This is a genomic window from Citrobacter sp. Cpo040 (genome assembly GCF_030332915.1).
Classification (GTDB): Bacteria; Pseudomonadota; Gammaproteobacteria; order Enterobacterales; family Enterobacteriaceae; genus Citrobacter; species Citrobacter portucalensis.
The window spans coordinates 390,818-413,872 of sequence record NZ_JAOWGX010000037.1; the positions used below are offsets into that span (position 1 = coordinate 390,818).

Consider the following 23,055-nt stretch of genomic DNA (forward strand, 5'->3'; position numbering starts at 1 on the left):
TCTTTGCCTCGCCAGCAGCGGGGACAATGCGTCCCCAATAACTGCTACTGATCATTAAGCTGCGTCGTTCGCCAGTTTGGTCACAAAGTCTGGACGGTACACCACAGGCAAGATTGAGCTTTCCGCGAATAGCTCCACGTTCTTAAACTTGTCCTGTACGCTCCAGATACGGAAATCAACCGGATCAGCAAATGCCAGATCAAGATTGCGGCTGGTAGCCGTTGCTACATAACCGAAAGGTAGAGCAATATCAGAGGACAGTGGGCGGCTGAAACGTGGAACTAGGAAGGATTCATCCGGACCAATTCCATAAAGATTTTGGTCCGTTACTTCCACCACTCGGACATTTTCAATAATGAATGTTGAGAACGCAGGAAGCACTTCTTTGTTAAACAGAACATCACGATCAAGCACACCGAACTGAACATTCTGGCGTACGTCTGGGTGATACTTAATGCCGCGAAAAACATTGCTACCTGCAAACAGGATAAATCCATCAAGCTGACCAGCAAGGCCCCCCATACGCACTTTAGCGGCGGTTACAGCATCATCGAGGCTGCGAAGTGGGTCACCAGAGCTAACGTTGGTTTTGATTGTCCCAGTTGCCTGTTGGTATCCAAATTCATCTTCCCAGGAAATGATCGGCTGCTGGGTGTAGGTCGCTTCGACGGTATTACGAAAAAGCGCATCAGCAAAAATCCGCTCACGGGTACGCATGTACTTATCGTGCATTGCGACAGCAGAAGAAGTCACCGCATCCATTACAGACATTTGCAGGTCGGAGCCTGGTTTGCGATATGGTTGCACGTCTGCCGCTGTAATACGGTCCTGAAAAGCATAAAGCGGAGCTTCAATCAGGTGATTGCTGGCGCTACGCTTAGGAATGCTGGACCACTCAGAGCCGTAACGATTAACAGAGCTTGCCACCTTCTGAGCGACTTCATCAATGATATCGAGGCTCACCTTCGGACTTGCAGAAGTCTGACGATCACTGAAAACATTAAGCGTGGACAGCAAAGTGTTCTTTGCATCCATGTTCACAAAGGTGTTGGTGTAATCCGCGTAGCTGAAATTGGTTGATAGTCCCATGTTGTCTTCTCCTTATTATTCTTCGTCCGGTGCGCTGGTACGGATTGCGCCCGTTTTGGTGAGTGCTGCAATAGCATTGGCGGCAGCGGTAGCGCCCATAACAGCGACGATGGTGTCTTGTTTGATGTAAATCCCGCGATCAGCAACGATGATATGAGCAGCATCTTCTGCCCTGTGGTGGCTCAGGACCAGCAGGCAGTCATCACCAGAGACATAAGCAGCCCCAGCGCTGGTAATGCAACTACCCGGCTGGACTTCTACAGCCAGATCGACAGTAATAGTCTTGCGGTCAAAATTCGGATCGGCTGCATACGCGATCACGTCATTGTAAGAACGTTCAGTTGTTCCCATTTTCATATTATTAACTCCCGTTAAATTTCACATAGCTATGTAAACAAAAGGCCAGCGCCTGCTTGAGCCGTAAACGGCGACAGGGCCAGCCTTTCGAATTGTTCCGATGAAAAAGAAAACCGGACGGAGAGAGGCCCGGTGTGAATTTCACTGGTAGGAATGAGGAGGTGATCAGCGCCATCCAAGAGGTAAGGAGCCTCAAACGCTGAACACCTGAGCCAGTTTGCATCATGGCTGATGACCGGAGGAGAGCCGGGTTTAATGGCAAATCCAGACCAGAGGCCTAGATTTTGTACGCCCTAAGGCGAATCTTTCTTTTCTGGAGTACACCCAGCGGCTATGGCGTAGCCTTTCTGTGAGAGTGCAGGTCATTGGATGTACTTTAGAAAAGGCCCGCACGGAGTTCACACAGGCACTCTAAGTAAGGAGAAGGAATGACAACGGCTGTTGTACGCACATACAATTTAAATCATCACCCTATGCAATTATTTTAACATGAACGATTATCATTTGCAACAAATTTCACGAGAAGTATTTGATTTGTCGCTAAATTTGATACATGCGCATTGTGGTGTTGAGATAGAGGCGACGAATTCGCCGCCCTCTGTTTCATCATTGAGCAATACCAAGGATCATGTTGTTCTGTGCCTGCTCATAGCTCCTCAGCTTTGTATCAATCAGACCATTAATCGCACCATCATTAACGTTAACATCAAGCGGTGAGAGTTTAATCTCAGCCTGTCCGGTCACACTGACAGGGATCGGTTGTCGCTGCGTCATGCTATCAATTGTCGGAACCGTGAACGTTGGTTGCTGGGGTGTTAGATAGTTCAGGCCAGGAACATTCAACGCTAGCGCTGGAACGTTATACGCCGTGCCTGAGCCGATACTGCTCGAAGCGGAACTATCCAGCCACGGGTAAATCTGTTTGAGCGTTTGACCGATGCTTCGAGGATCAAAGCCTGTCTTTTCCTTAATCCAATCGGCAGCACCGTTTGCTGAATCATCTACCACGCTCGTATAAACCGCATCCGGCAGTGTCGCACCTTTCTTGAGTTCTTCACCAACTCGACCAGCGAAGGAGAGAATGTTGGTGGTTAGCTCACCAAGGGCAACGCCGAGGGCATCGGAAATTGGGATCAGTCCAGTCATATTCTGACGTAGAGTGTCAGTATTGGCAGCGTACTGCCCCAGGCCTTCAACAAACGAGGCTGAGAAGTGATCCGCAAGGCTGGTTTGTACTCGGTTGTACTCAGCCCCCAAAGCTGCCAGCTTATCAAGGTTGGCCTGCTGTGCATCAGATAGCGTCCATCCTTCAGAAGCGAGTTGATGCATACGCTGGATAAGTCCCTGCCCCTCATCATTGAACACTTCGAGGAAGACCGAACCATCATTTACAGCCTCAGCCAAGTGCCGGGTCTGGTTGTTCGTCCATTTGAAAGTTTTCTGCAACTGTTTCAGGTAAGTGATGAAGGTCGGAAAATCCAGCTTTTGCAGTTCTCCGATCACCTTCTGTGCTACCTTCTGGTTGCCGTTGGTGGAGGTCAGCACGTTGTTGATGATATCTGCGAACTCGCCACCGCCGCTGAAATTCACCTGTCCAGTTTTCTTGTTACGTTTGAAAGAGCCGGTGTTCAGCAATTCCCCGGCCTTTTCGGTTGTGTCCTTGTTGAGGTCAGCCAGCTTGTCAGCACTCAGTGAGTAACCAACACGGCTCATCGAGAGATCCTGAAGTGCAGCGAACTCAAGGTTGCTGATACCGTACTGCTGGAGTTTTTTCACATCGCGAGAACGCTCAAGGCTTCCCTGGAGGGTCTGACCGACACGAGAAACGCCCATACTACCTACTAACGCCGCACCACCAATAACTCCAGCGGCAGCAAGACTGGCATTCCCGCCCTCTGTGCGTACACGACCAGCACGAACACCTGCGGCTTTCTGCTCACGGGTAATACGTTGTTGCAAACGAGCCTGCTTGCGTAATTCTGTGGTGATACGAGCCATTTCGAAGCGGGTCTCTTCGACCGTATAGCGCTCTTCTTTCTGGGCTTTGAGTGCCTCTTTTGCTGCACTGATCGCTTTATAACGGGTTGCAACGTCAGCGCCGTTCACGTTTGCCAGAGTCAGAGCGCTACGGCGCAAACTGTTGTAATAAGTCACCTCACGCTTAAGTCCTGCCTCTTTCTCACGCTGGCGCTTCTCCTCCAGGGCCATCGCCTTTTTGGTGGCTGCGATGTCAGCAGCAACAGCCCCGTGACCACGGTTCATTGCTTCAGTCTGGCGAGAAACAAGACCGGGATCGTAATGTTGACCGCCCATGTTGGGGTTGTAGGTCATCGCGCGGGAGCGACTCGCCTGTCTCACCTTTTCAGATATTGCTGCTAAACGGGCATTCTGACGTGCTGCCTGTTCCTGTTGGGATAACTGGCGAGCCTGTAATGAGGTCATTTTATTGGCGTGGGCGATTGCGTCCCGCTCCATTTTGGCTTGTATCTGAGCTTGTTTCTGTTGCTGTTTTGACAATTGTTCAGCCTGTCGAAGTTTCGCAGTCTGGGCTTTCGCTGCTGCTAGTACTGCTTTGCCTTCACTCTGGGCGGTACGCTTCTGTGCCTTCTCAAGCGCTTTAGCGGGTTTCTCGTGAGCAGCCTTAAGAGAAATTATCTTCTTTTTGGCTTTTTGATATGAGGCATCGTCTGTGATCCACGAGATTTCATTAACGGTGCTGGTAACAATCTTATTGGTCCCACTCATTACACCCCCTGCTGCTTGATGATATTGCCGTATCGATCAGGATCGGATTTTGCGAGAGCAGCAGCCGCTGCTTTAGCCTTCGCCAGTATTTCAGGATCGATATGGTCAGCGGTATGTGAGACAACCGAACGACTATCAGCACCCAACGATTTTTTAATCCGTTTGGTGGGGGTGTCAGACGAGGCTGATTTGAGCAACTTCGGATGTTGATCTAGAAAGTTATCGGTGACGCTCTTCAGATTGTCCCGCGCTTTTTGGAGTTCGTATTCCTCCGGTGTCATGCCATGCATGGCGGCGAAAATCCGGTCTTTTATTGTGGTCATTTTTATAGTATCTCCAGAGAAGGATGCTCCCGCCGATCAGGACGTGACGAAGCGCCACCCAGATCCAAAGCAGGAAAAAGATGTAATCAAAGTTCATTGGCTCCCGATGTGGGATTATTTGGATTTACGTTTAGTGCGCTTCTTCTTCACTGTCGGCAGCTTGCAGATATTCGCGAATACGTCTGGGTAGTAACCCAACATTTCAGCGTCAGTGATCCCGGCGTTATGCAGGTAATATCGAAGGCTGACGTATGACAGACCATCGCAACGCTTGCGGATCTGCTCAGGATGCATCCTACTAACCCACATTTCACGGACAAATTCTGTCCGGGTTGTCGGTGTCATCATCGCCCAGGTCACCGCTTGTTTTTGTCGTGCGAGCCGCCAGACTTCAGCAAACGGAAGATCTAGTGTATTAGCGACAATTTGCAGTGAAAGCCCACGATTCAATAGCAAACGTGCTTTACGTTGTGTTTCCACGTCGGAAGGTTTGGACCGGGATTTATATGTCGGTTTCTCCAGAAGGGAGAACAGGCGGGATAGCTTTTGTTCTTCATGTGCGGTCAGTTCACCGCTAACGTGTTCACACAATTGTTCCTCCAATTGTTAAAACGGATATTCTTCTGATTCTTCCTCTTCTTCTGTTTCTTCTTCGTCAGAGGCTGTTGAAGGGGCAGATGGTTGTGGTTGTGGTTCGGATTGACTATCAAAGAGCGGGTTTATAATCTCCAGCGCTCTCCATATCTCATGCTTCTCCTCTTCTTCAGACGTTGCACCTCGTGAACGCGCCCATGCTTTCGCCTCAGGAACTAAGTCACCATTACCTTTAAACGGAGCACGGAACCAAGCAGGCCTGCCATTATCATTGCTGCCTTTATCAGGCTGATCATTCAGTGATGAATCATCATTGGCAGGTACATCAGCATCGACAGGAGCATCCACAGGAGGTACGCCGTCTGGCTTTCCAGCAGCAGGCGCGGCAGTCTCAGAAGCCACAGTAGTAGGTTGTTCGTGATTTTGTTGCTGTACGCCATTTTCGCTCTCCTCGATTTTTGGCTGTTCTGCTTTTTTCTTTTTAGGCGTTCCGCGCGGCTTCTTCTTCTCTAATGTGCGAATGAGCATTCCTTCAGCCAGTGGCCCACCACTGATCGATTCAGGGCCGTAGAAAAGGAGGTTGTCGGATACTTCTTCTAAAGGGATCACTGTATGGTGAAAACGTTTGTGACCGTAGGAATCACGCTCCTGCTCCTGAGATTTAACCAAGCCGAGTCTGTTTAAAACCTCAATCCTGGCAGCAATCCAGCGGCGATCACGCCCTTTAAACTTACGGCCCATGCTCTCTTGCGATTCAAAAAACGGCTTTCCGCGATCCTTATAGCTCTCGTACTGGTCACGCATGTAACCATGCAATGTTTCAATGCAATCAGGGATTTCAATTTCTTCCCCTGTGTCCTGGCGCACGATGTGCGTGGAATGCAGCAAGCGCTTATAGAAAAAAGCGTATTTCTCAGTGTTTTCTGTCTCGTTCTGGCTCATGTTGTTCTCCCTGTGGGTTCGTCTGTGGTAGTTCGTTGCGTTTCTGAATGTGTTTCGCCAAGTTCTGGCACATGTTCCGGATCATCCTGGGAACTGGCATTCCCAACCGATCCGACTCTTCGCGTAAAATTGCATATGTTTCATCGTCTAGTGACAGCTTCAAGTTCCCTCCGAATGCATAAAAGTTATCGCTCCTGCTATCGCGGATGGCGATCAGGAGTAAGAAGCCGTGTTTCGGCGATTTCGTTTGGTGGCGTTGCTGCCAACGGAGTAAAGAAGAGAATGGTTATTCGGTTGCGGTCAGTTCGGGAATGGCTTTTCCGGTAATGCCTTCGAGTTCACCACCAGACTCAATCATCTTAAGCAGAAGGATCTGCTCATTCATCAGACCGATGCCGTGGGAGGCGTAATAGACACGCCAAGCAGAAAGCACAGGTTCAATGATTTCCATAACATCACGGCCTTTTGCCAACTCATGGCTGTAAGGCTTCAGGATATCCCGGATGATTTTTGCATTCTTAGCCTGCTGACGCAGACCTTTGATGATATTCATGGCTTCACGAGTTGCCGGGTATAGTTTGTCTGCTTTCCTGGAACCGCCAACGCGGGTTCTGAAACTGCGAAGATTCACTAAAGAAGTGATTTTGTTGTCGATTGCAGAAACAATCTCTGAGGCGGTAGCGTTCGAAAAGTCGAACAGGACTGGTTTTGTCATCTAATCTCCTATGTTGTTTTAATGTTTCCTTTTCTCAAGGTATGAATATATTATGTCATAAATCACACTTTTTGTCAAGTCTCTTATTGCATTATATATAAAAGTGTGGTAGCAACCTTTTAGGCTGGACCGCATAATTCCATAAAGCAACACACAATGTCATTAGCAATTTGTGCTGAGTGTAATTATGTGTATTGCATTCTTATTTAAGGTGGTAAATAATTCAGGGTTACATAAATCTCCTATGATGCGTTCTAAGCGATTCTAGGCCGTAGGCAGTACCTATGGGTTACCTCCACCGTTTAAACGCCGTGTAGTGTGTCTGATGCGCTCTGTGAGCCTCCTGTGAAGTCTGAGGGGGGAGCGCCGCCCCTCCAAGGGGGGAGTTACGTCGCGTTTAAAGCTCCTGACTGCATCGCAGTCGTTCACATTGGACTGACGCGCTTGCGCTTGTCTTCCACACATGCTGGCAGAGCCATTGGGTAACCCGACACACAGAACAGCAACCGGTTGTCGTGATGGGCTATGGGAGGTTAGAAGGTCACGAGATGACGGGTCTGTTTACGTCATCGAAGAGAGCTTCTTACCACACACATATCTGAAGTGGCGGAGCCGTTCACATAACATCAACACGACCAACAATTGAACGCATGTTCAATCTGTCTTCTGGTTTTCTTCTTTATAGTGATTCATGTACTAACTTTGTACGTGGGTTTGAGGTTTTGAAGTTACTTTGTAATGATTATTACTTTGTTATTGATTCATGTACAAACTTTGCTAAAAGCCATGTACAAACTTTGCTAAAAGCCCCTCTGACAGACGACACCTCGCGATCCGGTCACGAAGTGATGAACGATAACGCTCACCGCTATGCGGCCTTGCCGTTAGCTTTTTTATAAAGATCGTGTTTTAGGTTTTTTATCTTTATTATCTAGTTCTTTATTATATCGTAGGTCGTTTTTGTCACCCCTCCCCCTACGTTTTTGGCAGGGGTTGGTCGCTTCTTAATCAGTTCATCCTTGGGGATGGTGCGCCTCGCCAAGCTGTAAATAAATGCCGGAAAATTCAACTTTAATCGCTGGCATTTCGCCGTAAATGCGTCGTGATGTCACTGGCTAGCTTGTGAGATGTGATAACCGTTATGGTGTAAGGTATACAACAAAGCTAGTAATGGCGCTGCCTCGGCAGATCTGTCACTCGTGGTGTGGCTAAACACAATCACCGATCCGCCCTCTCAAACCGAAAAAATTAATTTTCTTCGAAAAAAATAATGAAAAACCGTCCATTTCTAGGCCTGTGAAAGCCTCTCAGCGTGGCGCTGTGCTATCGGTCTGTCAGTTTACAATTGTGTGGAGATGACGCCGTTACGGGCTTCTGGTGAAGCGCATGATGGCTTGGTGGGTTGGCTGTTTACATTGTTGTGGGAAATGGTACGAAGCAGTGGCGGCCTGGCTCGGTGAATATCACCAGGTGATGGCAGACCTTCAGCCCGTTGTGGTAACGTCGCCGTAGTAGCCTTGTGTCTGCTGCGAATAGAAAAATGTGCTTTTATGGCATTTGATGCACTGGCAACTTCAAAGGCCTGAAACCTAAAATTGTGTGGTGACCAGCCAAACTCATCCAAAATCCTTGAACAAGAGAACTCACCTCAAATCCTCCCGAATGCTTTCCTTCTGTTGATGAAATCGCTGTTGTCTACCCCGCTTCGCATCAACGCTCCGAAAAGCAATACCTGACACTTTAAGTCAAGTACTTATAAGAACCATTATGTTAAATAGAACAGAAAACGAACAGTAAAATGCTCTGTTGTGGCAAATTTTCCATGTTGTGATGGCCTATGGGATTAAGTGATGAAGTGCATTGCTGGGAGTGTCGGCTGTAGGATATTTGGTGAACATTCTGGTTTTTTACGGAGAGTCTGGGCTGGCGGTCTAGCAGATCACCAAAAGTTCCGTGCCTGATTATTTTAAGCACCAGAGACGAATACTCAATCGTGTGTTTTTTTCATAGTTACCAGTAACATGAATCCACATACTCAAAATCATGTTGAAGAAATCAGCACTCGATCAAATTTTGAATTTTTTTTCTTAATTATTGACATGTCTTCCAGGCCTTACGGTACGAGGACTTAGCCTTTTTACCCTTTCACAGCCTTAACTTAACGTCAAAATAAACCCTTGTGCACAAAAGAATCATCTCTAAAATATCGACTATGTGGGGCCGCCATTGATTGACCACCCCCACATGTAGTGCTGCGCCTGAATTTTAGGCATAAAAAAACCGGATTCATTTGCATGAACCCGGCTTACAAAGCATGACCAATACGAGTCGCCAAACCCGTATGAATCTTAGCCTTGCCTTCATTTCTGACGGCTTGATTGTGCCAGGCAAAGAGGATCATGTAAACCATAAAATGACGCTCATAAGGAGCATTGCATGACCATTTGTAAACTGTCACACCGTTACAATACTCTTTTCATCAGCTTACCTCACGATCAAGGTGGTGAAGGTCGCCATAAATGTTGCGGCTGCGCTTACGATCAGGGTTACCGTGCAGGCTTGGCTCGCTCAGGGCAAGTTTGGGTAGACTTAGCCGCCTTACCTGATAGCCAGGCGGGAACCGTTCGCCACAAAAGTCCTCAGGCAGCGTTTGCTGATGGTTATCGTGATGGTGTGCGTGAATCCTACCGTCACGCTGGTTAATGTAGACTGAAGGGGCTTTATTGCCCCTTCCTTTTCAAGGGATAAACCGCCCCAATTTTTTGTAAGATTGACTTTTTCGGATTTAGAGCAATCCCGACGAACAAGAGTTAGAAGGCGGGAAGAGGCTGTGTACTTACGAAAACAGCATATACTTGTTCATATTGGTGACTAGATCACAAACCAGTCCTTATACCCGAACGTTCGATGCAGCAGACAATCAAAATAATTCCTAATATTTGCTAATGGGGTGCCCTACCAATCATTTCCTTTAGATTTTTGAAGCGTTCTTTAATTATTCTTCCATTCTCGGCTAAACGATTCGCTTCAAACGCAGTGAATTGAGCAATATTTTCTATTTCTTCGCGGCTGATGCTCATAAAATTCTCATCAAGTTTAGAGAGCATATTTGTGACACCTTGTCTACTTTGTGTAAAGAAACCAAGGTTATCTCTGACACCCTTAAGAAGTTCTTTCTTACCATAAGGGTTCATATTTGTACTCATTTCTATAGACTTGATAAGTTCTTCCGTATCACTACATATTCCACGATAAACCAGTTCAACTTCACGAAGTTCTTTCACTGTATCAATTTTCATTTTTCTTAAGGACTCATGCTCAGCATTTTTCCTTGATCGATAGGTGTTATACAGAGCAGTTATGCTGACAATAAGAGCAATGAAGGAGAGTAGAGCGCTAAAGATAGACAGTAATTCTTTTGACATTTTTCACTCCAAATTTATCAGTCTCGAAATTAACCTCTAAATTTTTGATAACAACGTCTATCAATCTCTTCTGCTAATCTTGTATGCATCTCTCCATAGCTTAATCGTTCCATATCTGAAGATATTTTCCAACCACAACCTTTGAAATTACACTTGATAATAGGATATGGAACATAGTTATAGTAATCAACGCTGGAGTGTTGGCTTAGAAGGCCTCCACATTTAGGGCATCTCATGTGAAGATTTCTTAACGAGTATCCGCGATCTCCTAATGCTTTAATCCATTCCCAAGAAACTATCATTTCATAAATATTATCCGAAGTATAATGCAAAAAACTGCCCTCTTGTCCTGTAGCTTTCGCTGCAATACGACGGCGCATTACAAATCCGACAGTAGGTAAAATTGCCAATAATAAGATCGATAAAATGAGGAGCATCCATAAGGGCATTGTTACTGGGAAGGTAAGGATGTCCATTAACCAATGGAAGAACTGCTTAATGTAATTCCATAGCCACACAACGACGGCGATCCCACTTCCGCCAGTGACAAGTGCAACGATAACGCCCGATATGCTGTCTTTACTAAGGTCTTTCAACCATGCCATAGAAATTCTTCTTATTAAGCTATTCTTTATGCTCAATTTTACAGCGAACCAGATTTTTGACAATAGAAGCCATAAAGCCCCGTTAGTGGTACAAGCAACAAGCGGAGCATAGCGACTGCATCAGGCCAACCTAGTTGGTTTCGCTTTGCGAAAGTCACCAGTGATCAAATCAGATTGTCAGAGGGATCACATCTTATCAGGGTGCTCGTGTACCTTTCGGAGCGTGAGCGAAGCGCTGGCAGAGCCGGATCTGTAGCTACCGGGGCATTACCACTATTCACCTGTTTACGTGGCTTATAGGGCCACACATCGGGCTTAAATGCGTGTGATCAATCTGTTCGGGAGTTATGCCAGGTATGCGGCTTTTTGTTCGTTGTTGTACTGTCGCGGTAAGAACTTGGAACCACCGCCTGCGTGATGATATGCTCCCTTGTACCACAGACCAATCACGCGACAGGTGCGGGCGTAGAACAATGGGTAGTTTAAGTTGTACCTGCTAAAGCGGGGCAACGTAACTAACTGATAAATCATAACTTGTTGATTTATCAGGAGAATGGAGCGGGCGAAGGGAATCGAACCCTCGTATAGAGCTTGGGAAGCTCTCGTTCTACCATTGAACTACGCCCGCATCGAAGTGCGTAAGGGATTATAAACCTTACGCTCTTCTTGGCAAGGGACTAACCGACTGACTGGCGATTAAATCACCGTCAGCATTTTGGCTTACTGCCCTGCGGCGGCAAATAACGCAGCGGATCGATAGCTGTCGCCCGGTAGCGGATTTGGAAATGCAGCCGCACCGTAGTCGCATCCGAGCTGCCCATCGTCGCGATTTTCTGCCCGGCCTTCACGTTTTGACCGTTGTTCACCAGCATGGTGTCATTATGCGCATACGCAGTGATGTAGTCCTCACTGTGCTTAATCATGATGAGATTACCATAGCCCCGTAGCTGATTACCGACGTAAACCACCTTCCCGGCGCCGGCGGCATAAATCGGTGTACCGCGCGCAGCCGAGATATCAATGCCCTTGTTGCCGCCGTCCGCGGTTGAATAAGGCAGGATCACCTTACCGCTGGCAGGCCACAGCCAGCAACGTTGCCCTACCGGAGGCCAGGAAGACTGCGGTACGGACGAAGACGGTCTGACCGCTGCCGTTTTGGTTGAGGATTTCTTGGTTGTTTTGCCAGAGTTAGAACTGGTTTTCGCGCCACCGCTGACCTTCAGTTTTTGCCCTACTTCAATGGTATAGGGCGGTGAAATATTATTCAGGCGGGCAATTTCTTTCACGCTGGTCCCGGTAGCGCGCGAAATACGGTATAGCGTATCCCCCCGCTTCACGGTATACACGGAGCCGGAATAACTTCCTGTATCAGACGACTTGCTCCCGGAACACCCTGCTAACAGCAGACCGACGCACAGCAACATCACGATACCCAGGCCATTTTTCTTCAGGCGTCCTGCACTCAAAACAATACCTCGCAACATTTTCAGACGCTTTATCATAGCAGCCAGAAACCGGATGCCAAATCATATCGCGCAACGAACCGTCGGCCCTGGCATTTCACACCCTCTGTTAATCAATCTGACTTAATTAAGCATATAATATGGATGCTTAAGATTGATGGTGGACGCTATGCGACAGGAACATGTCATTTTATTGAATGAGCAGGACCAACCCTGCGGAACGCTGGAAAAATATGCGGCGCATACCGCCACAACCCCCCTGCATTCCGCTTTCTCGTGCTGGATATTTAACGAGCTGGGCCAACTGCTGGTCACCCGCCGCTCGCTGCACAAAAAAGCCTGGCCTGGCGTCTGGACCAACTCTGTCTGTGGTCACCCGCAGTTGGGTGAAACCCACGAAGCCGCTATTGTCCGCCGGGCTCGCTTCGAACTGGGTGCAGACATCGACTCGCTCAGCCCCGTGTATGCTGACTTTCGTTATCGCGCTACAGACCCGAGTGGAATTGTGGAAAACGAAGTGTGCCCGGTTTATGCCGCACATATCGTGAGTCCGCTACAGCTAAACCCAGATGAAGTGATGGATTGCCAGTGGAGCAGTCTTGAGGATATCTTAAGCGGGATTGACGCGACGCCGTGGGCTTTTAGCCCGTGGATGGTAATGCAGGTTGCAGACAAAGAAGCGCGTGCGCTGTTGCGGAATTACTGCCAACAAATTATTGCCTGATGGCGCTACGCTTATCTGGCCTACATAACGAATCGTAGGCCGGATAAGGCGTCAGCCGCCATCCGGCATTTCACATCTTACTTAACCGGGCGCATCGCCGGGAACAGGATCACGTCGCGGATAGTGTGGCTGTTGGTGAACAGCATAACCATACGGTCGATACCAATGCCCAGACCCGCAGTCGGCGGCAGACCGTGTTCCAGAGCGGTAACGTAGTCTTCGTCATAGAACATTGCTTCGTCATCACCCGCATCTTTAGCGTTAACCTGATCCTGGAAACGCTGCGCCTGATCTTCCGCATCGTTCAGCTCGCTGAAACCGTTACCGATTTCACGTCCGCCGATGAAGAATTCGAAGCGGTCAGTGATTTCCGGGTTTTCGTCATTACGACGCGCCAGCGGAGAAACTTCTGCCGGGTACTCGGTAATGAAGGTCGGTTGAATCAGGTGCGCTTCCGCAACTTCTTCAAAGATCTCGGTCACGATACGGCCCAGACCCCAGCTCTTCTCAACTTTGATGCCGATAGATTCAGCAATCGCTTTTGCAGAGTCGAAGTTATCCAGATCGGCCATGTTGGTTTCCGGACGGTATTTCTGAATCGCTTCGCGCATGGTCAGTTTTTCGAACGGTTTACCGAAGTCGAAGACTTCTTCACCGTAAGGCACTTCAGTCGTTCCCAGAACGTTCTGCGCCAGCGTACGGAACAGCGATTCGGTCAGTTCGATCAGATCTTTGTAGTCCGCATAAGCCATGTAGAGTTCCATCATGGTGAACTCTGGGTTATGGCGAACAGAGATGCCTTCGTTACGGAAGTTACGGTTAATTTCGAATACGCGTTCGAAGCCGCCAACCACCAGACGCTTGAGGTACAGTTCCGGCGCGATACGCAGGTACATATCCAGATCCAGCGCGTTATGATGGGTGATGAACGGACGCGCAGCGGCACCGCCAGGGATCACCTGCATCATCGGGGTTTCCACTTCCATAAAGCCGCGACCCACCATGAACTGACGGATGCCAGCCATAATTTGTGAACGCACTTTAAAGGTATTGCGGGATTCATCGTTAGAGATGAGATCCAGGTAACGTTGACGATAGCGCGCTTCCTGATCCTGCAGACCGTGGAATTTGTCCGGCAGCGGGCGCAGCGCTTTGGTCAGCAGACGCAGTTCGGTGCAGTGGATAGACAACTCACCGGTCTTGGTCTTGAACAACTTACCTTTCGCGCCAAGGATATCGCCCAGATCCCATTTTTTGAACTGCTCGTTGTAGACGCCTTCAGGCAGGTCATCGCGAGCAACGTACAGCTGAATACGGCCGCCAACGTCCTGCAGCGTAACGAATGATGCTTTACCCATAATACGACGGGTCATCATACGGCCAGCAACGGATACCTCAATGTTCAGCGCTTCCAGCTCTTCGTTTTCTTTCGCGTCGAAGTCAGCATGCAGTTGGTCTGAGGTATGATCGCGACGGAAATCGTTCGGGAACGGGATCCCCTGCTCACGCAGGCTCGCCAGCTTCTCACGGCGCGTTTTCAGTTCATTGTTAAGGTCGGCTACCGCGTCAGCGCCCTGTACGTGTTGTTCAGACATGTTGGTTCCTCATAACCCTGCTTTCAAACTTGCTTCGATAAATTGATCCAGGCTGCCATCCAGCACCGCCTGCGTGTTACGGGTTTCAACCCCGGTACGCAGATCTTTGATGCGGGAGTCATCAAGGACATAAGAACGAATCTGGCTACCCCAGCCGATATCTGACTTGTTGTCTTCCATCGCCTGTTTCTCGGCATTCTTCTTCTGCATTTCCAGTTCATAAAGCTTCGCTTTCATCTGCTTCATGGCCTGGTCTTTGTTCTTGTGCTGGGAACGGTCGTTCTGACACTGCGTCACAATCCCAGTCGGGATGTGGGTAATACGCACCGCAGATTCCGTACGGTTAACGTGCTGACCACCCGCACCGGAGGCACGGTAAACGTCAATACGCAGATCCGCCGGGTTGATATCGATATCAATATCATCATCAACTTCCGGATAAACAAACGCAGAACTGAACGACGTATGGCGACGTCCGCCGGAGTCGAACGGACTCTTACGAACCAGACGGTGTACGCCGGTTTCAGTACGCAGCCAACCGTACGCATATTCGCCAGCAATTCTGATGGTTACGGATTTAATACCCGCCACTTCACCTTCAGACTCTTCAATAATTTCAGTCTTAAAGCCGCGCGCTTCAGCCCAACGCAGATACATGCGCATCAGCATGCTTGCCCAGTCCTGCGCTTCCGTACCGCCAGAACCTGCCTGAATATCGAGATAGCAATCTGCGCTGTCATATTCACCGGAGAACATACGACGGAATTCCAGCTGGGCCAGTTTATCTTCCAGCGTGTCGAGTTCTGCTACGGCTTCGTTAAAGGTTTCTTCGTCGTCGGCTTCTACAGCCAGTTCCAGCAGGCCGGAGACATCTTCCAGGCCCTGGCTCATCTGATCGAGCGTATCAACGATGGCTTCAAGAGAAGAACGCTCTTTACCCAGCGCCTGCGCGCGTTCGGGTTCGTTCCATACGTCCGGCTGTTCCAGCTCGGCGTTTACTTCTTCCAGACGCTCTTTCTTGGCATCATAGTCAAAGATACCCCCTAAGAACGTCAGAGCGCTCCGTGAGGTCCTGAATGCGGTTATTTACCGGATTAATTTCAAACATTGTCTGATTTCTTTTATTGGACTAGTCAAAATGCGGTGATAAGAGCGGGATTGTAACTAATCCACGCCCTTTTTTATAGCGATTAGTGACGCTAAAGTGGCCAGATATTATCGATTATTAGCTGCAAACTGCGGTTGCCGCGAAACTCATTAATATCCAGTTTATAGGCCAACTGAACATCGCGAACGCCGTTGTCCGGCCAGCAACTGGTATCAACGTTGAACGCAATTCCGTCCAGCAGAGGTCCGCCGCCAACTGGCTCCACCATCACCTTCAGATGACGCTCCCCCACCAAACGCTGCTGAAGGAGACGGAAATGTCCATCAAACAGCGGTTCCGGGAACATTTGCCCCCACGGCCCGGCATCACGCAGCATTTGCGCGACCTCCATGGTCATCTCCGCGGCGCTTAGCGGGCCATCTGACACCACTTCGCCCTGCAGCAAGGCGGGATCCAGCCACTCGGTAACCAGTTCGCCAAAACGCTGCTGGAAACGCTCAAACTGCGCCTCTTCAAGCGATAACCCCGCCGCCATGGCGTGACCGCCAAACTTGATGATCATGCCCGGATGAAGGGTGTCCAGGCGCTCCAGCGCATCACGCATGTGCAGCCCCTGAATCGAACGCCCGGAGCCTTTGAGAGTACCATCACCTGCCGGGGCAAACGCTATCACCGGACGATGGAATCGCTCTTTAATGCGCGATGCCAGAATCCCCACAACGCCCTGATGCCACTCGGGATGATACATTGCCAGGCCGCCCGGAAGCGTATCGCTACTGCGTTCCAGCTTTTCACACAGGGTAAGCGCTTCGGCCTGCATACCCTGCTCAATTTCTTTGCGCGTCTGGTTGAGTGCGTCCAGCTCATTGGCCAGCACGCGCGCTTCACCAATGTTGTCGCACAGCAACAGCGCTACGCCAACGGACATATCGTCCAGACGCCCCGCCGCATTCAGCCGTGGCCCGAGGGCAAAACCTAAATCACTGGCTGCCAGCTTTAGGGGGTCGCGATTGGAAATCTCCAGCAGCGCTTTGATACCAGGGCGGCATTTTCCAGCACGGATACGGCTTAAGCCTTGCCACGTCAGAATGCGGTTATTGGCATCCAGCGGTACCACGTCCGCCACCGTGCCAAGCGCAACCAGATCGAGCAAATCCGCCAGGTTCGGCGGTGCAATGCCTCGCTCATCAAACCAGCCTTTGTCACGCAGGAAAGTGCGCAGCGCCAGCATCAGATAGAAGGCTACACCAACGCCTGCCAGCGATTTCGACGGGAACTCACAGTCGTGCAGGTTAGGATTGATGATCGCCTCCGCGCCCGGCAGCGTATCCCCTGGCAGGTGGTGATCGGTCACAACGACCGGGATCCCCAACGTTCTGGCATGTTCGACACCCGCGTGAGACGAGATGCCGTTGTCTACGGTGACAATCAGCTGAGCACCACGGGCATGGGCCTGATCAACGACTTCCGGGCTTAAACCATAACCGTCCTCAAAACGATTTGGCACCAGGTAGTCAACGTTACTGCAGCCCAACGCGCGCATCGCCAGGATGCTTAGCGCCGTGCTGGTCGCGCCATCGGCATCGAAATCGCCAACAACGATGATGCGAGTTCCCGCACGAAAGGCGTTGTAGAGGATCTCAACCGCCTTTTCGACACCGTTTAAATGCTGCCACGGCAGCATTCCTTTGACGCTACGCTCAAGCTCCTGCGCGCTACGTACACCGCGACTGGCGTATAAACGACGCAACAATGGCGGCAAGTCATCAGGTAGCTCGGCGGTCTCGTCGGCTTCACGCCGACGAAGTTGTATCTGTTGTTTCACGCGAATTATTTACCGCTGGTCTGTTTTGCATGTGCGTCGAGGAATTCTTTCATCTCTTTCGGGCCCTGATAACCAGGTACGACATAGCCATTGCTCAGCACAATCGCCGGTGTACCGCTGACGCCAAACTGTACGCCCAGCGCATAGTGGTTAGCGATATCCACATCACAGGTCGCCGCTTTCACGCCCTTGCCTGCCATCGCATCATCAAAGGCTTTGTTTTTGTCCTTAGCACACCAGATAGACTTCATGTCCTGCTCAGCCTGGCTGTCCAGCCCCTGACGTGGGAAGGCCAGATAACGAACGGTGATCCCCAACGCATTGTAATCTTTCATCTCTTCATGCAGCTTGTGGCAGTAACCACAAGTGATGTCGGTGAAAACGGTAATGACGTGTTTTTCCTGCGGCGCTTTGTAGATGATCATCTCTTTTTCCAGCGCGTTCAGATGCTTCATCAGCAGTTGGTTGGTGACATTCACCGGACTTGCGCCGCTCACGTCGTACATCGGTCCCTGAATAATATGTTTACCGTCTTCAGTTACGTACAGCACGCCGCTATTGGTCAGTACGGTTTTCATGCCCGCAACCGGAGCAGGTTGAATCTCGGTGCTCTGCACACCCAGCTTTGCTAATGACTGACGAATTGCCGCGTCGTCTGCATGTACCATGCCGGAAAACGCCGTCGCCAGAAGGGTGAACATCATAAAACGTTTTTTCATAGCCTATCCTATCCTGTCAGCACTCACGCTCGCGGGTGATGCTGTTGATGTAGTTGCCGCAAGCGCTCCGTTGCGACATGAGTATAAATCTGCGTTGTCGAGAGATCGCTATGCCCCAGTAGCATCTGCACCACGCGCAGGTCTGCGCCATGGTTGAGCAAATGCGTGGCAAACGCGTGCCGCAGGACGTGCGGTGACAGCTTTTCGCTGTCGATTCCCGCCAACACAGCATAGTGTTTGATACGATGCCAGAAGGTCTGACGGGTCATCTGTTGCGCCCGCTGACTAGGAAACAGCACATCAATCGATACGCCGTTGAGCAACCATGGACGCCCATGCTCCAGGTAAGTTTCCAGCCAGTACACAGCCTCCTCACCCAACGGGACAAGGCGCTCTTTGTTACCTTTGCCGATCACCCGTACCACACCCTGACGCAGGCTGACGTCACTCATCGTCAGTCCTACCAGTTCAGACACGCGCAGGCCTGTTGCATACAGCACTTCCAGCATGGCTTTGTCGCGTAGCTCCAGCGGTTGCTCAATAAGCGGCGCTTGTAGCAGCCGCTCAACCTGCGCTTCGCTGAGATCTTTAGGCAGGCGCTGCGGAAGTTTAGGTGATGCAAGCGAGGCGCTGGGGTCATCTTCGCGATATTTTTCGCGGTACAGATGCTGAAAAAAACGTCGCGTCGCACTGAGCAAACGTGCGGAACTGGTGGCTTTATACCCTCCATCCATCCGCTCAGCCAGCAAGGCTTGCAGATCATCACTTTGCGCGGTCGCAAGCGAAGCGCCGCGGTGATGTAACCATTCCACAAGCATGGTCAGATCGCGACGATACGCACTTAATGTGTTTTCCGCCAGATTTCGTTCCAGCCACAGGGCATCAAGAAACTGCTCGATGCGCGCCAGATCCTGTTCCACTCGCGCCCCTTATTCCACTCTCATTTTTGATGCATTATGCCTCATTGTGCCGAGAATGCGGCGATTCTGTTACACTACCCGCAACGCTACAGCAGAATTGAGATGTTTACGTCATGAACATGGGTCTTTTTTACGGTTCCAGCACCTGCTACACCGAAATGGCAGCAGAAAAAATCCGCGATATCCTGGGTCCCGAACTGGTGACACTGCACAACCTCAAAGACGATTCTCCGACCCTAATGGAGCAATATGACGTGCTCATTTTGGGCATCCCAACCTGGGATTTCGGTGAAATTCAGGAGGACTGGGAAGCGGTCTGGGAGCAACTGGACGACCTCAACCTGGAGGGCAAGATTGTCGCGCTTTACGGTATGGGCGATCAGTTGGGATACGGCGAATGGTTCCTGGATGCGTTGGGTATGCTGCACGATAAACTGATCACCAAAGGTGTAAAGTTTGTCGGCTACTGGCCCACAGAAGGCTACGAATTCACCAGCGATAAACCCGTCATTGCTGATGGACAGCTGTTTGTTGGCCTGGCGCTGGATGAGACGAACCAGTACGATCTCAGCGATGAACGCATTCAGGCCTGGTGCGAGCAAATTCTTGGGGAAATGGCCGAGCACTGGTCCTGATAACCGATTTGCCGGATGACGGCGTAAATGCCTTATCCGGCCTGCATGACGCGCCTAACTGTTGGCCTTCAAGCTGCGCGCCATCAGGCATGTGTCATGCGTTACCCTTGCTTCGCTTTTTGCAGCATCAACCGCCGTAAATCCCGCCACTCTGCATCATCCATACTGTCTGCTGCCAGCCACAAATGTTGACGTTTTCCGGCATCAGATAGCAAGCGTAGCATCATACCTGTTTTAACCATCCAGGGGGCGCTAACGATAGACCACTCTTGCCCTTGCCAGCGCAGACGGCCATCCATCAATAGCCGAATCTCACCCTGACAGGCGTTGATTCGACGCTGACTGCGAACGCTATCGAACACCACCAGAGAGAGCAAAACCAGCCATAATGGGGTGTAGCTCAATGGCCAGGGCATCAATAAAATAAACACCGCGACCAGCCCATGAATTAGCAGTGAAAGCCACTGCGCGCGCCATGATACGCGTAAATCAGATTGCCACTGGACCACGTTCCCGATTCCGTGTCTGGATAAGTCGCACCATCTGTTCCAGCTGCTCATCAGCTGGTTTCCCATGATTCATCAACCAGTTAAATAAATCTGGATCATCACATTCTAGCAGACGGATGAAGATACGTTTTTCTTCGTCACTTAAGCTGTCATATTCATGTTCAAAAAACGGCATGATCGAGATGTCCAGCTCGCGCATACCGCGGCGGCATGCCCAATGAATACGTGCTTTGTTGTTAATATCCATGTTCTTCTCCCTGTCTCGCGAAAACGAAGTATCCCGCTATTGTAACGTGTTTTTCCCGCTCTTTTTACGGGAATATCAGTAAACTGAAGCTCGCTCGCTAAATAAAACCTTATTAAGCCAAAGGATTCACCAATTTTGGATGTCTCCTCGCAAAGCACAATATATGGCACAAATAGCCTGTTTAAACCGCTTGCAATGGGCCATAGCTCTTTTACCATTAGTCATCATCACTGCGTTAAGCAAATCAGGACATTATTATGGCTTTTACATCTTTTCCTCCTCGCCAGCCTTTTGCGTCAACGCGTTTACCTCTGACGCTAATGACGCTCGATGACTGGGCGCTCGCCACCATCACAGGTGTCGACAGTGAGAAGTATATTCAGGGTCAGGTCACGGCGGATGTCAGCCAGATGACCGAGCATCAGCACCTGTTGGCTGCACATTGTGACGCCAAAGGTAAAATGTGGAGCAACCTGCGTCTGTTCCGCCAGGGTGACGGTTTTGCATGGCTTGAGCGCCGTAGCCTGCGTGATGCGCAGCTCACTGAGCTGAAAAAATACGCGGTCTTCTCGAAGGTGGCGATCGCCCCAGACGACGAGCGCGTCTTGCTGGGCGTAGCGGGATTCCAGGCACGTGCAGCGCTGGCCAATCTCTTTAGCGAATTACCGAACAGTGATAAGCAAGTCATTACCGAAGGTGCCTCCACGGTATTGTGGTTCGAACACCCTGCCGAACGTTTTCTGCTGATCGTTGATGCCACCACAGCAGAAACCTTGGTTGAAAAGCTGCGTGGCGAAGCTGAGTTAAATAACAGCCAGCAGTGGCTGGCGCTGGATATCGAAGCGGGTATCCCCGTTATTGATACAGCCAACAGTGCACAGTTTATTCCACAGGCTACCAATCTGCAGGCTCTGGGCGGGATCAGCTTTAAAAAAGGCTGCTACACCGGTCAGGAAATGGTGGCTCGTGCAAAATTCCGCGGAGCCAACAAACGCGCCATGTGGACTTTGGCGGGTGCCGCCGGTCGAGTACCGGAAGCTGGCGAAGACCTTGAATTAAAAATGGGCGAGAACTGGCGTCGTACTGGTACCGTACTTGCCGCAGTACAACTGGCCGATGGTCAGGTACTGGTGCAGGTTGTGATGAATAACGACATGGAGGCCGACAGCGTGTTCCGCGTTCGTGACGACGCAAAAACGCTGCGTATCGTACCGCTGCCATATTCGTTAGACGAAGAGTAATTGGTCGGCCTGATAAGCGCAGCGCCATTAGGCAATTCGGCACAGGCCGCCGGATTGCGGCATTGCCTCGTCCGGCCAACAAAATACAGCCCGGGCGAGGCGTTTACGCCGCCCCCGGGGTTGCACTGAATCTATGCGTGTTGCCCCACGTACAGATAGATCGCCAGGAAGTGGCAAACGCTGCCGCCCAGCACAAAACCGTGCCAGATCGCATGGTTATAAGGAATACGCTTACAGACGTAGAAAATTACGCCCAGCGAATACACCACACCGCCAACAGCCAGCAACGTCACGCCTCCCGCCGCCAACTTCACCGCCAGTTGATACACCACAATCAGCGAAAGCCAGCCCATTGTCAGGTAAGTCACCAGCGACAGAATTTTAAACCGGTGTGCGATGGTCAGTTTGAATAAAATACCGAGCAGCGCCAGGCTCCAGATAACAATCATCAACCCACGAGCCAGCGGCGAATCAAGCCCCACCAGCAGAAATGGCGTATAGGTCCCGGCAATCAGCAGATAAATCGCACAGTGGTCGAATTTTTTCAGCCAGACTTTCGCTCTCTGATGGGGGATCGCGTGATACAAGGTTGAGGCGAGGAACAGCAGGATCATGCTGCCGCCGTACAGGCTATAGCTGGTAATCGCCATAGCGCTGGCATTGGTATCCACTGCCTGAACCAGCAACAACACCAGTCCGACAATCCCAAACACCAGCCCGATACCGTGACTGATGCTGTTGGCTATTTCCTCTGCCAGCGAATATCCCTGCGCGATTAATGGCTTCTGAACCATAACTTACTCCCGAGAAACGAACCCTATCGTGATTGCTCCTCTAGCGTAACTGAGAATGGTTCCAGTGAACACCTGTTAGCTAAAATAATTACCAGATAAATATTTACCATTAAAAATCATGGTTTTAGTTTTTAAATTTCAGCTAACATGCGTACCATTAAAATCAAAGGCATTTAAAATCAATCACATAAAATTGCGTCTGATCCGGGTAAATCTCGGCAATGACACGTTTAAGTTCTTCAAGCGTCATGTTTTCCTGCTGGGCATGTTTATCCGTCAGCGTATCCAGCGTGACGGTTGAGGTGCCAACAACCTCAATCGTGCAGAAGTAACCGTCATCTTCGAAGCGCCCAACCCGTAAAATGTCCCCGGCTTTGAAGTGTGATTCAGACTCGTCACGAATAGTGATGGTCTTGCGTCCGGCCAGAATGTCATCCTGGAAACGCTGAAAAAAAGTGATGTCATTTGGCTGCATGTTAT

Annotated in this window: 23 protein-coding genes and 1 tRNA gene; 4 read left to right on the forward strand and 20 right to left on the reverse strand. The window is 50.1% G+C overall.

What is annotated here, in order from left to right; translation table 11 throughout:
• Positions 1–54 precede the first annotated feature (54 nt).
• From OGX86_RS20335 to OGX86_RS20365, 7 genes are all read right to left on the reverse strand, one after another.
• Positions 55–1,089, reverse strand: coding sequence for a major capsid protein (locus tag OGX86_RS20335; protein WP_047367448.1), 1,035 nt, complete (start codon positions 1,087–1,089; stop codon positions 55–57).
• Positions 1,090–1,104: 15 nt separating this feature from the next.
• Complete coding sequence (locus OGX86_RS20340) at positions 1,105–1,446, reverse strand: hypothetical protein (RefSeq protein WP_047367447.1); 342 nt, start codon at positions 1,444–1,446, stop codon at positions 1,105–1,107.
• Between the two features lie 606 nt (positions 1,447–2,052).
• Entirely contained in the window at positions 2,053–4,191 is a 2,139-nt protein-coding gene (locus OGX86_RS20345) for a chemotaxis protein (RefSeq protein ID WP_286640553.1), read from the reverse strand.
• On the reverse strand, positions 4,191–4,514 hold the full coding sequence (locus OGX86_RS20350) for a hypothetical protein (protein ID WP_286640555.1): 324 nt from the start codon (positions 4,512–4,514) through the stop codon (positions 4,191–4,193). The genes OGX86_RS20345 and OGX86_RS20350 overlap by 1 nt, the downstream gene beginning before the upstream one ends.
• Positions 4,515–4,628: 114 nt before the next feature.
• Entirely contained in the window at positions 4,629–5,105 is a 477-nt protein-coding gene (locus tag OGX86_RS20355) for a hypothetical protein (protein ID WP_286640557.1), read from the reverse strand.
• A 15-nt stretch (positions 5,106–5,120) separates the two neighbouring features.
• Positions 5,121–6,050 (reverse strand): DUF6945 domain-containing protein, encoded by a 930-nt coding sequence (locus OGX86_RS20360; protein WP_286640558.1) that lies wholly within the window; start codon positions 6,048–6,050, stop codon positions 5,121–5,123.
• Between the two features lie 286 nt (positions 6,051–6,336).
• A complete protein-coding gene (locus tag OGX86_RS20365; RefSeq protein WP_286640560.1) occupies positions 6,337–6,765 on the reverse strand; it encodes a hypothetical protein in 429 nt (142 codons plus the stop codon).
• Positions 6,766–9,201: 2,436 nt separating this feature from the next.
• Between OGX86_RS20365 and OGX86_RS20370 the strand changes: the two genes are divergently transcribed.
• Complete coding sequence (locus OGX86_RS20370; RefSeq protein ID WP_199029495.1) at positions 9,202–9,468, forward strand: hypothetical protein; 267 nt, start codon at positions 9,202–9,204, stop codon at positions 9,466–9,468.
• A gap of 239 nt (positions 9,469–9,707) precedes the next feature.
• Here OGX86_RS20370 and OGX86_RS20375 read toward each other — a convergent pair whose 3' ends face one another.
• The 4 genes from OGX86_RS20375 to actS form a co-directional block, all read right to left on the reverse strand.
• Complete coding sequence (locus OGX86_RS20375; protein ID WP_198886195.1) at positions 9,708–10,190, reverse strand: hypothetical protein; 483 nt, start codon at positions 10,188–10,190, stop codon at positions 9,708–9,710.
• A 29-nt stretch (positions 10,191–10,219) separates the two neighbouring features.
• Positions 10,220–10,795 (reverse strand): hypothetical protein, encoded by a 576-nt coding sequence (locus OGX86_RS20380; protein ID WP_198886194.1) that lies wholly within the window; start codon positions 10,793–10,795, stop codon positions 10,220–10,222.
• A gap of 554 nt (positions 10,796–11,349) precedes the next feature.
• A tRNA-Gly gene (locus tag OGX86_RS20385) sits at positions 11,350–11,423 on the reverse strand.
• 79 nt (positions 11,424–11,502) lie between these two features.
• The gene (gene actS / locus OGX86_RS20390) at positions 11,503–12,261 is read right to left on the reverse strand and encodes an amidase activator ActS (RefSeq protein WP_020996306.1); all 759 of its coding nucleotides are present in this window, start codon (positions 12,259–12,261) and stop codon (positions 11,503–11,505) included.
• A gap of 166 nt (positions 12,262–12,427) precedes the next feature.
• Here actS and idi point away from each other — a divergent pair, with 166 nt between their 5' ends.
• Positions 12,428–12,982, forward strand: coding sequence for an isopentenyl-diphosphate Delta-isomerase (idi, locus tag OGX86_RS20395; RefSeq protein ID WP_048225457.1), 555 nt, complete (start codon positions 12,428–12,430; stop codon positions 12,980–12,982).
• 77 nt (positions 12,983–13,059) lie between these two features.
• Here idi and lysS read toward each other — a convergent pair whose 3' ends face one another.
• From lysS to xerD, 5 genes are all read right to left on the reverse strand, one after another.
• The gene (gene lysS, locus OGX86_RS20400; RefSeq protein ID WP_005123357.1) at positions 13,060–14,577 is read right to left on the reverse strand and encodes a lysine--tRNA ligase; all 1,518 of its coding nucleotides are present in this window, start codon (positions 14,575–14,577) and stop codon (positions 13,060–13,062) included.
• A gap of 9 nt (positions 14,578–14,586) precedes the next feature.
• Positions 14,587–15,685 (reverse strand): peptide chain release factor 2 gene (prfB, locus tag OGX86_RS20405; RefSeq protein ID WP_100194817.1). Its coding sequence is split into 2 segments (ribosomal slippage): positions 14,587–15,609 and positions 15,611–15,685, totalling 1,098 coding nucleotides; the frame shifts between segments, so codons are not numbered across the junction.
• A 91-nt stretch (positions 15,686–15,776) separates the two neighbouring features.
• Entirely contained in the window at positions 15,777–17,510 is a 1,734-nt protein-coding gene (recJ, locus tag OGX86_RS20410; RefSeq protein WP_286640573.1) for a single-stranded-DNA-specific exonuclease RecJ, read from the reverse strand.
• Between the two features lie 5 nt (positions 17,511–17,515).
• Positions 17,516–18,229, reverse strand: coding sequence for a bifunctional protein-disulfide isomerase/oxidoreductase DsbC (gene dsbC / locus OGX86_RS20415; RefSeq protein ID WP_048225463.1), 714 nt, complete (start codon positions 18,227–18,229; stop codon positions 17,516–17,518).
• A gap of 23 nt (positions 18,230–18,252) precedes the next feature.
• Positions 18,253–19,149 (reverse strand): site-specific tyrosine recombinase XerD, encoded by an 897-nt coding sequence (gene xerD / locus OGX86_RS20420; RefSeq protein WP_003825519.1) that lies wholly within the window; start codon positions 19,147–19,149, stop codon positions 18,253–18,255.
• A gap of 113 nt (positions 19,150–19,262) precedes the next feature.
• Between xerD and fldB the strand changes: the two genes are divergently transcribed.
• Positions 19,263–19,784 carry a flavodoxin FldB gene (gene fldB, locus OGX86_RS20425; protein ID WP_003026933.1) on the forward strand — a complete coding sequence of 174 codons (522 nt, stop codon included), beginning with the start codon at positions 19,263–19,265 and terminating at the stop codon, positions 19,782–19,784.
• A 101-nt stretch (positions 19,785–19,885) separates the two neighbouring features.
• Here fldB and OGX86_RS20430 read toward each other — a convergent pair whose 3' ends face one another.
• Both OGX86_RS20430 and sdhE read right to left on the reverse strand, forming a co-directional pair.
• Positions 19,886–20,293, reverse strand: a complete 408-nt coding sequence (locus OGX86_RS20430; protein ID WP_286640575.1) for a protein YgfX — start codon at positions 20,291–20,293, stop codon at positions 19,886–19,888.
• Positions 20,274–20,540 (reverse strand): FAD assembly factor SdhE, encoded by a 267-nt coding sequence (gene sdhE, locus OGX86_RS20435; RefSeq protein ID WP_003825514.1) that lies wholly within the window; start codon positions 20,538–20,540, stop codon positions 20,274–20,276. Before sdhE ends, OGX86_RS20430 begins: the two co-directional genes overlap by 20 nt.
• Positions 20,541–20,797: 257 nt before the next feature.
• On the opposite strand from sdhE, the gene ygfZ reads away from it, so the two are divergent.
• Positions 20,798–21,781: a tRNA-modifying protein YgfZ gene (gene ygfZ, locus OGX86_RS20440; protein ID WP_008785741.1), complete on the forward strand. Its 984-nt coding sequence runs from the start codon at positions 20,798–20,800 to the stop codon at positions 21,779–21,781.
• A gap of 131 nt (positions 21,782–21,912) precedes the next feature.
• Here the strand turns inward: ygfZ and trhA are convergent, their stop codons facing one another.
• Positions 21,913–22,575 (reverse strand): PAQR family membrane homeostasis protein TrhA, encoded by a 663-nt coding sequence (gene trhA / locus OGX86_RS20445; protein ID WP_006686898.1) that lies wholly within the window; start codon positions 22,573–22,575, stop codon positions 21,913–21,915.
• Between the two features lie 163 nt (positions 22,576–22,738).
• Positions 22,739–23,050 carry a N(4)-acetylcytidine aminohydrolase gene (gene yqfB, locus OGX86_RS20450; RefSeq protein ID WP_008785743.1) on the reverse strand — a complete coding sequence of 104 codons (312 nt, stop codon included), beginning with the start codon at positions 23,048–23,050 and terminating at the stop codon, positions 22,739–22,741.
• Positions 23,051–23,055: the final 5 nt, after the last annotated feature.

Coding starts and splice junctions, on each gene's coding strand:
- lysS (WP_005123357.1), bottom strand. CDS start 14,577: ATGTCTGAACAACACGTACAGGGCGCTGACGCGGTAGCCGACCTTAAC.
- OGX86_RS20380 (WP_198886194.1), bottom strand. CDS start 10,795: ATGGCATGGTTGAAAGACCTTAGTAAAGACAGCATATCGGGCGTTATC.
- OGX86_RS20335 (WP_047367448.1), bottom strand. CDS start 1,089: ATGGGACTATCAACCAATTTCAGCTACGCGGATTACACCAACACCTTT.
- OGX86_RS20375 (WP_198886195.1), bottom strand. CDS start 10,190: ATGTCAAAAGAATTACTGTCTATCTTTAGCGCTCTACTCTCCTTCATT.
- dsbC (WP_048225463.1), bottom strand. CDS start 18,229: ATGAAAAAACGTTTTATGATGTTCACCCTTCTGGCGACGGCGTTTTCC.
- OGX86_RS20350 (WP_286640555.1), bottom strand. CDS start 4,514: ATGACCACAATAAAAGACCGGATTTTCGCCGCCATGCATGGCATGACA.
- yqfB (WP_008785743.1), bottom strand. CDS start 23,050: ATGCAGCCAAATGACATCACTTTTTTTCAGCGTTTCCAGGATGACATT.
- OGX86_RS20340 (WP_047367447.1), bottom strand. CDS start 1,446: ATGAAAATGGGAACAACTGAACGTTCTTACAATGACGTGATCGCGTAT.
- fldB (WP_003026933.1), top strand. CDS start 19,263: ATGAACATGGGTCTTTTTTACGGTTCCAGCACCTGCTACACCGAAATG.
- OGX86_RS20345 (WP_286640553.1), bottom strand. CDS start 4,191: ATGAGTGGGACCAATAAGATTGTTACCAGCACCGTTAATGAAATCTCG.
- idi (WP_048225457.1), top strand. CDS start 12,428: ATGCGACAGGAACATGTCATTTTATTGAATGAGCAGGACCAACCCTGC.
- OGX86_RS20360 (WP_286640558.1), bottom strand. CDS start 6,050: ATGAGCCAGAACGAGACAGAAAACACTGAGAAATACGCTTTTTTCTAT.
- sdhE (WP_003825514.1), bottom strand. CDS start 20,540: ATGGATATTAACAACAAAGCACGTATTCATTGGGCATGCCGCCGCGGT.
- ygfZ (WP_008785741.1), top strand. CDS start 20,798: ATGGCTTTTACATCTTTTCCTCCTCGCCAGCCTTTTGCGTCAACGCGT.
- trhA (WP_006686898.1), bottom strand. CDS start 22,575: ATGGTTCAGAAGCCATTAATCGCGCAGGGATATTCGCTGGCAGAGGAA.
- OGX86_RS20370 (WP_199029495.1), top strand. CDS start 9,202: ATGACCATTTGTAAACTGTCACACCGTTACAATACTCTTTTCATCAGC.
- OGX86_RS20365 (WP_286640560.1), bottom strand. CDS start 6,765: ATGACAAAACCAGTCCTGTTCGACTTTTCGAACGCTACCGCCTCAGAG.